The sequence below is a fragment of the Cupriavidus taiwanensis genome (assembly GCF_900249755.1).
Taxonomy (GTDB): Bacteria; Pseudomonadota; Gammaproteobacteria; order Burkholderiales; family Burkholderiaceae; genus Cupriavidus; species Cupriavidus taiwanensis_D.
Genome location: NZ_LT976853.1, coordinates 1,644,575 through 1,658,627, shown reverse-complemented (window position 1 = coordinate 1,658,627; position 14,053 = coordinate 1,644,575). Strand labels below are relative to the sequence as shown.

15 protein-coding genes and 1 tRNA gene are annotated in these 14,053 nt (G+C 68.0%); 13 read left to right on the top strand and 3 right to left on the bottom strand.

Features of this window, described 5'->3' with window-relative positions; translation table 11 throughout:
- The first annotated feature begins 36 nt into the window (after positions 1-36).
- The 10 genes from CBM2594_RS07635 to CBM2594_RS07590 all read left to right on the top strand — a co-directional run bounded on the left by CBM2594_RS07635 (position 37) and on the right by CBM2594_RS07590 (position 8,141).
- Positions 37-426: an MbcA/ParS/Xre antitoxin family protein gene (locus tag CBM2594_RS07635; protein ID WP_018004354.1), complete on the top strand. Its 390-nt coding sequence runs from the start codon at positions 37-39 to the stop codon at positions 424-426.
- The gene (locus CBM2594_RS07630; RefSeq protein WP_116356297.1) at positions 386-1,138 is read left to right on the top strand and encodes an RES family NAD+ phosphorylase; all 753 of its coding nucleotides are present in this window, start codon (positions 386-388) and stop codon (positions 1,136-1,138) included. The genes CBM2594_RS07635 and CBM2594_RS07630 overlap by 41 nt, the downstream gene beginning before the upstream one ends.
- A gap of 122 nt (positions 1,139-1,260) precedes the next feature.
- Positions 1,261-1,336: transfer RNA gene (locus CBM2594_RS07625), tRNA-Met, on the top strand.
- 171 nt (positions 1,337-1,507) lie between these two features.
- Complete coding sequence (locus CBM2594_RS07620; protein WP_116356296.1) at positions 1,508-2,092, top strand: NUDIX hydrolase; 585 nt, start codon at positions 1,508-1,510, stop codon at positions 2,090-2,092.
- A gap of 40 nt (positions 2,093-2,132) precedes the next feature.
- On the top strand, positions 2,133-2,885 hold the full coding sequence (gene aat / locus CBM2594_RS07615) for a leucyl/phenylalanyl-tRNA--protein transferase (protein WP_116356295.1): 753 nt from the start codon (positions 2,133-2,135) through the stop codon (positions 2,883-2,885).
- A 77-nt stretch (positions 2,886-2,962) separates the two neighbouring features.
- Positions 2,963-3,778 (top strand): arginyltransferase, encoded by an 816-nt coding sequence (locus CBM2594_RS07610; protein WP_116356294.1) that lies wholly within the window; start codon positions 2,963-2,965, stop codon positions 3,776-3,778.
- 87 nt (positions 3,779-3,865) lie between these two features.
- Positions 3,866-4,900, top strand: coding sequence for a quinone-dependent dihydroorotate dehydrogenase (locus tag CBM2594_RS07605; protein WP_116356293.1), 1,035 nt, complete (start codon positions 3,866-3,868; stop codon positions 4,898-4,900).
- Between the two features lie 394 nt (positions 4,901-5,294).
- The gene (locus CBM2594_RS07600) at positions 5,295-6,272 is read left to right on the top strand and encodes an ABC transporter substrate-binding protein (protein ID WP_092313453.1); all 978 of its coding nucleotides are present in this window, start codon (positions 5,295-5,297) and stop codon (positions 6,270-6,272) included.
- 176 nt (positions 6,273-6,448) lie between these two features.
- Positions 6,449-7,345 carry an ABC transporter permease gene (locus CBM2594_RS07595; RefSeq protein WP_115706673.1) on the top strand — a complete coding sequence of 299 codons (897 nt, stop codon included), beginning with the start codon at positions 6,449-6,451 and terminating at the stop codon, positions 7,343-7,345.
- A gap of 1 nt (position 7,346) precedes the next feature.
- Positions 7,347-8,141 carry an ABC transporter ATP-binding protein gene (locus tag CBM2594_RS07590; RefSeq protein WP_116356292.1) on the top strand — a complete coding sequence of 265 codons (795 nt, stop codon included), beginning with the start codon at positions 7,347-7,349 and terminating at the stop codon, positions 8,139-8,141.
- A 127-nt stretch (positions 8,142-8,268) separates the two neighbouring features.
- Here CBM2594_RS07590 and CBM2594_RS07585 read toward each other — a convergent pair whose 3' ends face one another.
- The 3 genes from CBM2594_RS07585 to CBM2594_RS07575 are packed head-to-tail and all read right to left on the bottom strand — an operon-like array spanning position 8,269 to position 10,703.
- The gene (locus CBM2594_RS07585) at positions 8,269-8,538 is read right to left on the bottom strand and encodes a hypothetical protein (protein WP_116356291.1); all 270 of its coding nucleotides are present in this window, start codon (positions 8,536-8,538) and stop codon (positions 8,269-8,271) included.
- Complete coding sequence (locus tag CBM2594_RS07580; protein ID WP_116356290.1) at positions 8,535-9,947, bottom strand: LutB/LldF family L-lactate oxidation iron-sulfur protein; 1,413 nt, start codon at positions 9,945-9,947, stop codon at positions 8,535-8,537. Before CBM2594_RS07580 ends, CBM2594_RS07585 begins: the two co-directional genes overlap by 4 nt.
- 30 nt (positions 9,948-9,977) lie before the next feature.
- On the bottom strand, positions 9,978-10,703 hold the full coding sequence (locus CBM2594_RS07575) for a (Fe-S)-binding protein (RefSeq protein ID WP_116356289.1): 726 nt from the start codon (positions 10,701-10,703) through the stop codon (positions 9,978-9,980).
- A 236-nt stretch (positions 10,704-10,939) separates the two neighbouring features.
- On the opposite strand from CBM2594_RS07575, the gene CBM2594_RS07570 reads away from it, so the two are divergent.
- From CBM2594_RS07570 to CBM2594_RS07560, 3 genes are all read left to right on the top strand, one after another.
- Positions 10,940-11,725 (top strand): IclR family transcriptional regulator, encoded by a 786-nt coding sequence (locus CBM2594_RS07570; RefSeq protein ID WP_012352591.1) that lies wholly within the window; start codon positions 10,940-10,942, stop codon positions 11,723-11,725.
- A 139-nt stretch (positions 11,726-11,864) separates the two neighbouring features.
- The gene (locus CBM2594_RS07565) at positions 11,865-12,614 is read left to right on the top strand and encodes a FadR/GntR family transcriptional regulator (protein WP_116356288.1); all 750 of its coding nucleotides are present in this window, start codon (positions 11,865-11,867) and stop codon (positions 12,612-12,614) included.
- Positions 12,615-12,629: 15 nt separating this feature from the next.
- Entirely contained in the window at positions 12,630-14,042 is a 1,413-nt protein-coding gene (locus CBM2594_RS07560) for an FAD-binding oxidoreductase (RefSeq protein WP_116356287.1), read from the top strand.
- Positions 14,043-14,053: the final 11 nt, after the last annotated feature.

Genomic DNA, 14,053 nt, shown 5'->3' with positions numbered 1-14,053 from the left:
GCCTATAATCTTTCTGAAGAAACAGGAGCATAGGCGATGCAATCGAGGCGGATTCCGGAAACCGATCCCGCCGGCGGCCCCGACCCCGGCACCACGCTGACCAAGGCGGTCATGCGCGCCGCCGGCTTCCTGGGCATCAGCCAGGCCATGGTGGCAAGCGTGCTGGGCATCAGCACGGCGTCGGTCTCGCGCATGGCGTCGGGCGGCTATGTGCTCGACGCGCACCGCAAGGAGTGGGAGTTCGGCGTCTTGTTCGTGCGCCTGTTCCGCTCGCTCGACGCCATCCTGGGCCACGGCGACCAGGCCCGGCTATGGCTGACCCACGACAACCTCGCGCTGGGCGGCAAGCCGCTCGAACTGATCCGTACAACCGAAGGCCTGGTCCGTGTCGTTCACTACCTGGACGCCACCCGCGGTCGCATCTGAGCGCCGGCAGTTCGCGCTCACGCTGTGGCGGGCGGTGGAAGCCCAGCATGTGGTCTCGACCATGCCGCTGGTCGACAGCCTCGAAGAACAGGCCGTGCTGGAGGCCGTGCTCGACGCCGGCAAGCCCGCCGTGCCGGTCGAGGCGCGCCATCTGCACTACCTGCTGTTCACCCCGTTCCGCTACCCGCCCTCGCCATGGGGCTCGCGCTTTCGCGCCAGCCAGGACCCGGGCGTGTTCTATGGCGCCAACGAGATCCGCACCGCCTGTGCCGAACTGGGCTACTGGCGCTGGCGCTTCCTCAACGACAGCCCGGCGCTGCCACGCATCGACGCGCGCGCGCAGACGCTGTTCGAAGTGCGCGTCGAGACCTCCGGCGTGGCGCTGGACCAGCCGCCGTTCGACCGCGACCGCGCCGCCTGGACCGACCCCGACCACCACGAGCCTTGCCAGGCCTTCGGCCGCATCGCGCGCGAAGCCGGGCTCGGCATGATTCGCTACACGTCCGTGCGCGATCCGCAGCATGGCCCCTGCGGCGCGGTGCTGACGCCACGCGCGTTCTCGCACCCCACCCCGCTCGCCACCACCACCTGGATGCTGACCGTGCGCCGCGACCGCGTGATCTGGCAGCGCGACGACCTGCAGCAGCGCGACAGCTTCGAGTTCGAGGCCGCGCTGTGGCAGCGCACAAGCGATACCTCCGAACCGGGCTGAACCTATGCCCCGCCGCGGCGATCTAATCGTTATGGCAGGCGGCAATGCGCAACGCTGGCAGGTTTTGTTAAACAGGTGTTGCATTGCGCAACCAGATGCCATATAATCTTTTCTTCGACGGACGCGGGGTGGAGCAGTTGGCAGCTCGTCGGGCTCATAACCCGAAGGTCGCAGGTTCAAGTCCTGCCCCCGCAACCAACCGCACAGATGCGAATCTGTGACGCCGTTGATGCAGACAAACCCGCCCTTGGCGGGTTTTTTGTTTTGTGCCGTCCGGGTACGCCGGACGATGGTGCACCACCGCTCCCACCGCCCGCCGGCGCGCTCCGCGAGGGTGATACACTTTCGCCATTCTCCCGGACGCCCCTCATGAAATTCTGCTCGAACTGTGGTCATGCGGTCGTGTTGCGCGTGCCTGACGGCGACAACCGCCCGCGCAGTGTTTGCGACAACTGCGGCACCATCCACTACGTCAATCCCCGCAACGTTGTCGGCACGATCCCGGTCTGGGAAGACAAGATCCTGCTGTGCAAGCGCGCGATCGAGCCCCGCTACGGCTTCTGGACGCTGCCGGCGGGCTTCATGGAGATCGGCGAGACCACCGCCCAGGCGGCCTCGCGCGAAACGCTGGAAGAAGCCGGCGCGCGCGTGCAGGTGGGCGAACTGTTCTCGATCCTGAACGTGCCGCATGTGCACCAGGTGCACCTGTTCTATCTCGCCACGCTCGACGACCTCGACATCGCGCCCGGCGAGGAAAGCCTGGAAGTGAAGCTGGTAGAAGAGTCCGACGTGCCCTGGGACGAACTGGCCTTCCCCACCGTGATCCATACCCTGCGCTGCTTCTTTGCCGACCGCGCCGCCGGCCGGCTGCGGGACGGCAGCTTCCGGCTGCACAGCCTGGACATCGACAAGCCCATGCGCCCGCTGACCAGCCGGGCCACGGTCACGCCCTGAGCGGCGGGCCCGCCGCGCACCGCCCTCCGGCGCAGCCCGCATGATTGCCTGGCTGGACCCGCAAGATCCGTTTCCCCCGGTCGAGCACGCGCTCGGCGCTGATTCCGATGCGCCCGGGCTGCTTGCCGCCAGCCGCGAGCTGTCGCCGCAGCGGCTGCTGCTGGCGTATCGCCAGGGCATCTTCCCGTGGTATTCGAGCGGCCAGCCGGTGCTGTGGTGGAGCACCGATCCGCGCATGGTGCTGCCGCCGCCGGCGCTGCGCGTTTCGGCCAACCTGCGCAAGACCCTGCGGCGCGTGCTGCGCGATGCCGACTGGGAAATCCGCGTCGACCATGATTTCCTGGCCGTGATGCGCGCCTGCGCGACCGCGCCGCGCGAAGGCCAGGACGGCACCTGGATCACCGACGCCATCATCGCCGCGTACGGCACGCTGCACCGCAACGGCCTGGCGCATTCCGTCGAAAGCTGGTACCGCGGCGAGCGCGTCGGCGGCCTGTATGGCGTGGCGCTGGGGCGGATGTTCTTCGGCGAATCCATGTTCGCGCACCGCACCGACGCGTCGAAGATTGCGCTGGCGGCGCTGTGCGCGTTCCTCGGCAACCACGGCGTGGCGATGATAGACTGCCAGCAGGAAACCGACCACCTGGCCTCGCTGGGTGCGCGCCCCATCCCCCGCGCCGAATTCGTGGCCCATGTGCGCGCGGCAACGGCGCAGCCGGCGATCAGTCCGTGGCGGTTCGACAAATCGGTGCTGGAGCGCTGGGCCGGGACACCCGCCGCGCCGGCAGGCTGAATCCTGGCACGGGTGCCGACGCTACCCTCCACGTTGCCCACGCGACCGAGCCGTCCCGCCCCGGAGCCCCCTGAGTCATGAGCAAGCTGAAGGAACTACCGCTGTCCGCGCTGCAGTTCTATGCCACGGCGCCCTACGCTTGCAGCTATCTCGACGGCCGCATGGCGCGCTCCCAGGTGGCCACGCCGGCGCACCTGATCAATGCCGACGTCTATTCGCGCCTGGTGCGCGCGGGCTTTCGCCGCAGCGGCATCTTCACCTACCGGCCGTATTGCGACGACTGCCACGCCTGCACGCCGTGCCGCGTGCTGGTCGACCAGTTCACGCCGGACCGCTCGCAGCGCCGCGCGTGGAACCGCCACCAGCACCTGCAGGCGCTGGTGGCGCCGCTGACCTACGTCGAAGAGCACTATTCGCTGTACCTGCTGTACCAGTCGCTGCGCCACGCCGGCGGCGGCATGGACCAGGACAGCCGCGACCAGTACGAGCAGTTCCTGCTGCAGAGCCGCGTCAACTCGCGCCTGGTCGAATTCCGCGATCCGCCTGGCTCGCCCGAGGCCGGGCGGCTGCGCATGGTCAGCATGATCGACGTGCTCGACGACGGGCTGTCGTCGGTCTACACCTTCTACGACCCGCTCGAGCGCAACGCCAGCTACGGCACCTACAACATCCTGTGGCAGATTCGCCAGACCCATGCGCTGGGCCTGCCGCACCTGTACCTGGGCTACTGGATCGCCGACAGCCGCAAGATGGCGTACAAGGCGCGCTTCCGGCCGCTGCAGGTGCTGACCGGCAACCACTGGCATGCGTTCGAGGACGTGGCAGCCGAGGCGGCCGAAGCCGCTGAAGCCACGGCAGCCGCCGCGCCGGTGCCGCCGGCCACGCAGGCCTAGCCCGGTCCGGCCCCAGGCAAGCGGGCCAGCCGCTACAATCCCGCCCTGGTCCCGACTTCCGCGCCGCCCCGCCGGCCGCCTGCCCACGTGCTCAACGCGCTCTACCCCCTGTTTCGCCCCGCCCTGTTCTCGATGGATGCCGAGGACGCCCACCATTTCACGCTGAACAACCTGCTGCGCGCCCACCGCATGGGCCTGGGCGGCTGCATCGGCAACCGCATCGCCGACGATCCGCGCACGGTCATGGGGGTGCGCTTTCCCAACCCGGTCGGCCTGGCCGCGGGGCTGGACAAGGACGGCGCCTATATCGACGGCCTGGCCGCGCTCGGCTTCGGCTTTATCGAGGTGGGCACGGTCACGCCGCGCGCGCAGCCGGGCAACCCGCGCCCGCGCATGTTTCGCCTGCCGCAGGCCGATGCGCTGATCAACCGCATGGGCTTCAACAACGGCGGCGTCGATGCCTTCGTCGCCAATGTGCAGGCCTCGCGCTGGAAGGCCGAGGGCGGCGTGCTGGGGCTGAATATCGGCAAGAACGCCGATACCCCGATCGAGCGCGCCAACGACGACTACCTGTACTGCCTGGAGCGGGTCTATCCGCACGCCAGCTACGTGACGGTGAATATCTCGTCGCCCAACACCAAGAACCTGCGCCAGCTGCAGGGCGCGAGCGAGCTCGACAGCCTGTTGTCGTCGCTGAAGGACGCGCAGCAGCGCCTGGCCGACCAGCACAAGCGCTATGTGCCGCTGGCGCTGAAGATCGCGCCGGACCTCGACGCCGACCAGATCGGCAATATCGGCGACGCGCTGGTGCGCCACCGGATCGACGGCGTGATCGCCACCAACACCACCATCTCGCGCGATGCCGTCAAGGGCCTGCCGCATGCCGACGAAGCCGGCGGCCTGTCGGGGCGCCCGGTGTTCGAAGCGTCGACCCGCGTGGTGCGCGCGTTGCGCGGCGTGGTCGGCGACGCGGTGCCGATCATCGGCGTGGGCGGCATCTTCGGCGGCACCGACGCGCGCGCAAAGATCGACGCCGGCGCGAGCCTGGTGCAGGTCTACAGCGGCCTGATCTACCGCGGCCCGGCGCTGGTGCGCGAGTGCGCCGCGGCGCTGCGCGGCTGACACTGCCAGCGCGCCGGCCGGGTGGAGGAAACCCTCGACGTCCCGGCAGCGCGCAATGGCATGAAGATACGGCCTCCGCAATCGGGGTAATCCACAAGCAAATCCCGGTTCGCGCGCAATAAAATGCGCCCCGATGGCCGATAGCGGGCATCTGACAGCATCGGATGCCCCACTTCCGCATGATGACTGTCCATTTCGTGCGCGGGAAGTGGTATCCTCGCAGGCTTATCGCTGTCGCATCCGACGCGTCCGCGCACGCTCCCTCCCGCCGCAGGAAGCCGCCGCGCCCGCCCGGACCGGCACTGTGCGCCAGCCGGCGCACGGGCCAGGACGGCGGACCGAACCATCCGCGGCCGTATCCAATCCAGAACCGAGTTTCGGGGGAGCACACATAATGAAATCCACCAAGGGTCTCGCAGCATCCAAATCCATCCTGGGCGGCGCCGTGGCGCTGGCACTGCTGTACGGCGGCGCCGTGCAGGCCCAGACCGTCAAGGTGCTGTCGATCGTCGACCATCCCGCGCTGGACGCCATCCGCGACGGCGTGCGCGCAGAACTGAAGGCAGCCGGCTATGACGCCGACAAGAGCCTGAAGTGGGAATACCAGAGCGCCCAGGGCAACACCGGCACCGCGGCGCAGATCGCCCGCAAGTTCGTCGGCGACAACCCCAACGCCATCGTCGCCATCGCCACGCCGTCGGCGCAGGCCGTGGTCGCGGCCACCAAGACGGTGCCGGTGGTGTACTCGGGCGTGACCGATCCGGTCGCCGCGCAACTGGTCAAGAGCTGGTCGGCGTCGGGCACCAACGTTACCGGCGTGTCGGACAAGCTGCCGCTGGACAAGCAGGTGGCGCTGATCAAGCGCGTGGTGCCCAAGGCCAAGACCGTGGGCATGGTCTACAACCCGGGCGAGGCCAACTCGGTGGTGGTGGTCAAGGAACTGTCCGCGCTGCTGGCCAAGGAAGGCCTGACGCTCAAGGAAGCCGCCGCGCCGCGCACCGTCGACATCGGCCCGGCCGCCAAGAGCCTGATCGGCAAGGTCGACGTGATCTACACCAACACCGACAACAACGTGGTGTCGGCGTACGAGGCCCTGGTCAAGGTGGCCAACGAATCGAAGATCCCGCTGGTCGCGGCCGATACCGACAGCGTCAAGCGCGGCGCCGTCGCCGCTCTGGGCGTCAACTACGGCGACCTGGGCCACCAGACCGGCAAGGTGGTGGTGCGCATCCTGAAGGGCGAGAAGCCGGGCGCGATCGCCTCGCAGACCAGCGACAACCTGGAACTGTTCGTCAACACCGGCGCCGCCGCCAAGCAAGGCGTGACGCTGTCGCCGGAGCTGGTCAAGGAAGCCAAGACCGTCATCAAGTAAGCCAGAGCCAAGCACTGCCCCCTGCCGCCGCAACGCGGCGGGTGCTCCGTCGGGCCTATCCGGCCTGGCGGGACAGAACCGGGCGAGTCGGCCGGCAGCCCCACCCGGGCGTGCCGGCCCACCCGCCCCGAAGGCGGCGCCAAGGCAGCCGCCAGCCCCTGCAACAGGATTCCCCCATGTCCCTCTTTTCCCTTCTGGGCGCCCTGGAGATCGGCCTGATCTTCAGCCTGGTAGCGCTCGGGGTGCTGATTTCCTTCCGCATCCTCAACTTCCCCGACCTGACCGTTGACGGCAGTTTCCCGCTGGGCGGCGCCGTCGCCGCGACGCTGATCGCCGCCGGCCAGGACCCGTTCCTGGCGACCGTGGTGGCCATCGCCGCCGGCGCGCTGGCCGGCTGGATCACCGGCTGGCTCAACGTGCGCCTCAAGATCATGGACCTGCTCGCCAGTATCCTGATGATGATCGCGCTGTACTCGATCAACCTGCGCATCATGGGCCGCCCCAACGTGCCGCTGATCACCGAGCCGACGCTGTTCACCGTGCTGCAGCCGGAGTGGCTGCCCGACTACGTGCTGCGCCCGCTGGTGCTGTTCGTGGTGGTGGTGGTCGCCAAGGTGGGCCTGGACTGGTTCTTCAGCTCGCAGCTGGGACTGGCGATGCGCGCCACCGGCGCCAACCCGCGCATGGCCCGCGCCCAGGGCATCGCCACCGGCCGCGCCACGCTGGCCGGCATGGCGCTGTCCAACGCGCTGGTGGCACTGGCCGGCGCGCTGTTCGCGCAGACCCAGGGCGGCTCCGATATCTCGATGGGCATCGGCACCATCGTCATCGGCCTGGCCGCGGTGATCATCGGCGAAACCATCCTGCCGGCACGCCGGCTGATCTGGACCACGCTGGCGGTGGTGCTGGGCGCCATCCTGTACCGCTTCTTCATTGCGCTGGCACTGAACAGCGACTTCATCGGCCTCAAGGCACAGGACCTGAACCTGGTCACCGCCGCGCTGGTGACGATCGCGCTGGTGCTGCCGGCCACGCGCAAGAAGCTCTTTGCCCGCAAGAACGGAGGTGCCTGAGATGCTGCGCGCACAAGACCTGAAGCTCACCTTCAACCCGGGCACCCCGATCGAGACCCGCGCGCTGCGCGGCCTCAGCCTGGAAATCCCGAGCGGCCAGTTCGTCGCCGTGATCGGCTCCAACGGCGCCGGCAAGTCGACCTTCCTGAATGCGATCAGCGGCGACCAGATGGTCGACTCGGGCCGCATCACCATCGATGACACCGACGTCACGCGCAAGCCCGCCTGGGACCGCGCCCATCTGGTGGCGCGCGTGTTCCAGGACCCCATGGCCGGCACCTGCGAAGCGCTGACCATCGAGGAAAACATGGCCCTGGCAATGGCCCGCGGCAGCCGCCGCGGCTTCCGCCCGGCACTGAACCGCGCCTCGCGCGAGCTGTTCCGCGACAAGCTGCGACTGCTCAACCTGGGCCTGGAAAACCGCCTCACCGACCGCATCGGCCTGCTCTCCGGCGGCCAGCGCCAGGCGGTGAGCCTGCTGATGGCCTCGCTGCAGCCGTCGCGCATCCTGCTGCTGGACGAACACACCGCCGCGCTGGACCCGAAGACCGCCGCGTTCGTGCTGGAACTGACCGCGCGCATCGTCGAGGAAAGCAAGCTGACCACGATGATGGTCACGCACAGCATGCGCCAGGCGCTGGACTACGGCCAGCGCACGGTGATGCTGCACCAGGGGCAGGTGGTGCTGGATGTGTCGGGCGACAAGCGCAAGGGACTGGACGTGCCCGACCTGCTGAAGATGTTTGAGCAGACGCGGCATGAACAGCTGGATGATGATGCGCTGTTGCTGGGGTGAGCTAGTGTAAAAAGACGGGGAGCTTCGGCTCCCTGTTTTTTTGCAGCGTCACGAGCGTCAAGGGCCTCCTGCTTGCTCTCCTCTTCCATAAGTGGGAAAGAGAAGCAGACCAGCGGCATGCAACGCGTCAGGCCGTGGCCGCCTTGTCCAGCCACCGCGCCAGCTGGTCCGTCACCGCGCTGCTCGAGAACGAACAGCTGTCCTGCGCAAAGACCGCCGACATCTCGAGCCTGCGCAGCAGTTCCTCCATCGCCTGGCCATAGACGGCCGGCAGCGTCAGCCCGCTGCCGGCATCGCGCCATGCGCGCACGAGTTCCTGCGCCGGCATCGATCCGGCGACGTGCTGGTCCAGTGCGGCGCGCATGCGCGCCAGCGTATCCGTATTGGCTGCGCTCATGAACGCGCCCTCCTTTCCTTGTAGAGTTCGCGGAAGGTCCGGCCCGACGGGGCCGGCATGTCGCGCGTTTCGGTCCAGCCCTTGCCCGCCAGCGGCAGGCTGGCGATCAGCCGGTTGCTGCCGCCCATGCGGCCCAGCAGCCAGGCGCCGATGCGGGCGGCCACCGCGTAGAGTTCGGGACGCCTGGCGACATAGCCCCACGCCTTCAGCGCAAAGCGTTCCTGCCACGGCCGCAGGCCGCGTTCCATCTGCTTCTCGCGCAGCTTGCGCAGCAGGTCGGACAACGGGATCGACGCCGGGCACACGCGATTGCATTCGCCGCACATGGTGGCCGCCTGCGGCAGGTCGATGGCGTTGGCCAGGCCGACGTAGCTGGGCGTCAGCACGCTGCCCATCGGCCCTGGGTAGACCCAGCCATAGGCATGGCCGCCGATCTTCTGGTAGACCGGGCAGTGGTTCATGCAGGCGCCGCAGCGGATACAGCGCAGCATCTCCTGGAACTCCCCGCCGATCAGGCCCGAGCGGCCGCCATCGACCAGCACGAAATACATATGCTCGGGGCCGTCGCGCTCGCCTTCGGCGCGCGGTCCGGTCAGCAGCGAGAAGTAGTTGGAGATCGCCTGTCCGGTGGCCGAGCGCGGCAGCAGGCGCATCACCGTGGCCAGGTCTTCCAGCGTCGGCAGCACCTTCTCGATGCCGGTCACGGCCACGTGCACGCGCGGCATCACCGTGCACATGCCTTCGTTGCCTTCGTTGGTGACCACCGCCACCGACCCGGTCTCGGCGATGATGAAGTTGCCGCCGGTCACGCCCATGTCGGCGCTGAGGAATTCGGGGCGCAGCACTTCGCGCGCCTCGCGCGTCATCTCCGGGATCTCGGTCAGGCGCGGCTTGTGGTGGACCCTGGCGAACAGGTCGGCGATCTCGTCCTTGTCCTTGTGCACCACCGGCGCAATGATGTGCGACGGCGGTTCCGAGTCATTGATCTGCAGGATGTACTCGCCCAGGTCGGTCTCGATGCTCTGCACGCCCATCTCGCCCAGCACCTGGTTCAGGCGCATTTCCTCGGTCACCATCGACTTGCTCTTGATGACCTTCTTCACGTCGTGCTTGCGCGCGATGTCTGCCACCAGCCGCGCGGCGTCGGCGGTGGTTTCGGCGAACAGCACGGTGGCGCCGCGCCGGGTCGCGTTCTCTTCAAAGGTGGCGAGCCAGACGTCGAGGTTTTCCAGTGCGCGGTTGCGGCGCTCTTTCAGGGCCTCGCGCGTGGCGTCGAAATCGATATCGCGGATCGCGTCGGCGCGCGCCGTGACGAATTTGGTCGAAAGCTTCTTCAGGTTCTGCTGCAGGCGCTGGTCGGCCAGCTTCTGCCCGGCGCGCGCCTTGAATTCCATGCTGTGGACTTGCATCGTGGCGAATTCCTGATGGTGTCGGCGCGGTCAGGCGTCGCCTGCCAGGACCTGCGCAATATGCAGCACGCGGGTGCGGTGGTCGCCGGTGCGGCGCAGGCGGCCTTCGATATTGAGCATGCAGCCCAGGTCGCCCAGCACCACGGCATCGGCGCCGGTGGCCTGGATGTTGGCGCACTTCTCGTCGACGATGGCCGTGGAGATATTGCCGTACTTGACCGAGAACGTGCCGCCGAAACCGCAGCAGGCCTCGCAGTCCTTCATCTCGGTCAGCTGCACGCCCGGCAGGCGCGACAGCAACGCACGCGGCTGCTGCTTGACGCCCAGTTCGCGCAGGCCGGAGCAGGAATCGTGGTACGTGACCTGGCCCGTGAACGTCGACGGCAGGGTTTCGATCCGGGCCACGTTGGCCAGGAACTCGGTCAGCTCGAACACGCGTTCGCGCAGGCGCTCGTAGCGGCCGTTCAGCTCCGGGTCGTCGCGCAGCAGATCGGCGTAGTGGTGCCGGATCATGCCGCCGCAACTGCCCGACGGCACCACGATGTAGTCGAACATCTCGAACTCGCGCAGGAATTTCTCGGCGAGGTCGCGCGACACCGCACGCTCGCCCGAGTTGTAGGCCGGCTGGCCGCAGCAGGTCTGCGCCTCGGGCACCATGACCTCGTAGCCGGCGGCTTCCAGCAGCTTGAGCACCGAAAAACCGATCTCCGGGCGCATCAGGTCCACCAGGCAGGTGTGGAACAGACCGACTCGCATTGTTGACTTCTCCCAGACCCTGAAACCCCGCAATTATGCGCGTTCGGCGCCGCGGGTGGCGCACAAAGCGTTCATCGGAGTGGTGAATGCCGTGGCATGCACGGCACCTGGGTCCGCAACATCATTGGCGCTTTCTTACCGTAATGTCATTTCACCTATTGAAATTTTCACGATGCGAGATAGAATCAGGCAGACGCTTAAAAATGCCGCAAGGCAACATTTCTCTTTTTTCCACCATGTCCGACGCAGACAAGTCACCCGGCAAGACGTCCATCCAGGTCATCGAGCGCATGATGACCCTGCTGGACGCCCTCGCCCAGCACGCCGACCCGGTCAGCCTGAAAGAGCTGTCGCTGGCCACCGGCCTGCATCCTTCCACCGCGCACCGCATCCTCAACGATATGGTCGCCTGCCGCTTTGTCGACCGCTCCGACCCGGGCAGCTACCGGCTCGGCATGCGGCTGCTGGAGCTGGGCAACCTGGTCAAGGCGCGCCTGTCGGTGCGCGACGCGGCGCTGGCGCCGATGCGCGCGCTGCACCGTGTCACCGGCCAGACCGTCAACCTGTCGGTGCGCCAGGGCGATGAAATCGTCTATATCGAGCGCGCCTACAGCGAACGCTCGGGCATGCAGGTGGTGCGCGCCATCGGCGGCCGCGCCCCGCTGCACCTGACCTCGGTGGGCAAGCTGTTCCTGGCCGCGGACGAGTCGGCACGTGTGCGCAACTACGCCACCCGCACCGGGCTGGCCGGCCACACCCGCACCTCGATCACCGACCTGGCCAAGCTGGAGCGCGAACTCAACTGGGTCCGCACCAACGGCTATGCCCGCGACAACGAAGAGCTGGAACTCGGCGTGCGCTGCATCGCCGCCGGCATCTACGACGACTCGCGCCGGCTGGTGGCGGGCTTGTCGCTGTCGGCACCGGCTGACCGGTTGCAGGACAGCTGGCTGCAGAACCTGAAGGACACGGCCCTGCAGATCTCGCGCGGCATGGGCTATGTGACCGAAGCCGCGGCCTGAAGCCCTCAGGCATTTGCCGCAAAACGCGTGGGCTGCCGGCAAGGCAGTCCGCGCGTTTTTCCTTGGGAATAGGCAAAGTCTGAAATCAAGGGTTTACCCTTTGTTTTCAGATAACCAGCAAACCTTATAATCGACGGCCATGCGAACCCGCACCGTCACCCTGACCGAACAAGTCACGCGCCAGCTGCGCGCCGAAATCGAAAGCGGCGCCTACCCCGTTGGCAGCCGCCTGCCGACCGGCCGGCAACTGGCCGAGCAATACGGCGTCAGCGCCGCCGTGATCCGCGAAGTCACCGAACACCTGCGCTCGCAGGGCTTTGTCGAATCGCGCCAGGGGGTGGGCTGCACGGTGCGCTCGCGCACCGGCGCATCCGGCTTCCAGCTGCCGCGCGAGCCCGGACTCGATACCGGCGAGCTGGCCGACCTGTACGACCTGCGCATCGACCTGGAAGGCGCCGCCGCGGCGCTGGCCGCGGTGCGCCGCACCGATGACGACGTCGCCGCGCTGACGGCACTGCTGCAGCGCCTGCAAGCCCGGCTCTACGACCCGCAGCCGGCCGCCGATCTCGATGCGGCCTTCCATATCGGCATCGCCGCCGCCACGCACAACCCGTACTACCGCCAGTTGCTGCAGTACCTGAACCTGCAGCTGCACCAGGCCGTCGCCACGGCGCGCGCCAATACGCTGCGCCAGCCGGGGCTGGCCGAAACCGTGCACGCCGAACACGAGGCCATCGTCGCCGCCATCCGCCGCGGCGATGCCGGCGCGGCGCGAGCGGCCGCGGTGGCGCACCTGCAAAGCGCCGCGCGCCGCCTCGGACTGTCGCTGCGCGCGCGCGCCGACCCCGAGACGGTAACTGGCGCCGCCAGCGCCGCATCCCTTTCCTGAGACCACACCACCACCATGCAAAACGGATCCTTTGCCCAGCGGCTCACCGAAGCCCTCGGCCCCGACACCGCGCTGACCCACCCCGACGATATCGCGCCGTGGCTGTCCGACTGGCGCGGCATCTACCGCGGCCAGGCGCAGGCGGTGCTGCGGCCCCGTACCGTCGACGAGGTGGCGCGCGCGCTGGCGCTGTGCCAGCAGGCCGCGGTGCCGGTGGTGCCGCGCGGCGGCAATACCGGCCTGTGCGGCGGCGCCACGCCCGACGCGCGCGCGCAGAACGTGGTGCTGAGCCTGGACCGCATGAACGCGGTGCGCTCGCTCGATACCATCGCCAATACCATGGTGGCCGAGGCCGGCTGCATCCTGGGCAACCTGCGCCGCGCGGCGCAGGACGCCAACCGCCTGCTGCCGCTGTCGCTGGCGGCCGAAGACTCGTGCCAGATCGGCGGCAACCTGGCCACCAATGCCGGCGGCGTCAATGTGGTGCGCTATGGCATGACGCGCGAGCTGGTGCTGGGGGTCGAGGCCGTGCTGCCCAACGGCGAGGTCTTCCACGGGCTGCGCACGCTGCGCAAGGACAATACCGGCTACGACCTGAAGCAGCTGCTGATCGGCTCCGAAGGCACGCTCGGCGTGATCACCGCGGCGGCGCTGCGCCTGTTCCCACGCACCGATACGCGCAGCGTGGTGCTGGCGGCGGTGGCATCGCCGGCGCAGTCGCTGGCGCTCTATGAACTGCTGTTCGAGCAATGCGGCGCACGTTTGCAGGCCTTCGAATTCTTTACCGGCGATTGCCTGGACCTGGTGCTCGCGCATGCGGAAGGCGTGCAGGAACCGTTCGCGCAGCGCTATCCGGCCTATGTGCTGGTGGAGCTGGCCGATACCACCGATGAGGCGGCGCTGAACGCACTGCTGGAACGCGTCATCGGCGAGGCGCTGGAGCGCGAGCTTTGCCTCGATGCCGCGGTCTCCGCGTCGCTGGCACAACTGCAGGCGCTGTGGAAGCTGCGCGAGGAAATCTCCGAAGCGCAGCGCGCCGACGGTCCGCACCTCAAGCACGACGTGTCGCTGCCGATCGAGCAGATCCCGGCTTTCATGGAATCGATGGCAGCGCGGCTGCGCGCGCTCGATGCGGCGATCCGGCCCTTTGTGTTCGGACACTTCGGCGACGGCAACCTGCACTACAACCTGTCGCGTCCGGCCGGCGCAGCCAAAGACTGGGCAGCCACGCAGGGCGATGCCGTGACCGATGCGGTGCTGGACGAGGTGATGCGCTACGGCGGCAGCATCAGCGCCGAGCATGGCATCGGCCAGCTCAAGCGCCATGCCTTCCTGGCGGTGAAGGATCCGCTGGAACTGCGGCTGATGCGCGAGATCAAGGCGGTGTTCGATCCCGCCGGGATCATGAACCCCGGCAAGCTGCTCTGACAGTTGCCGCC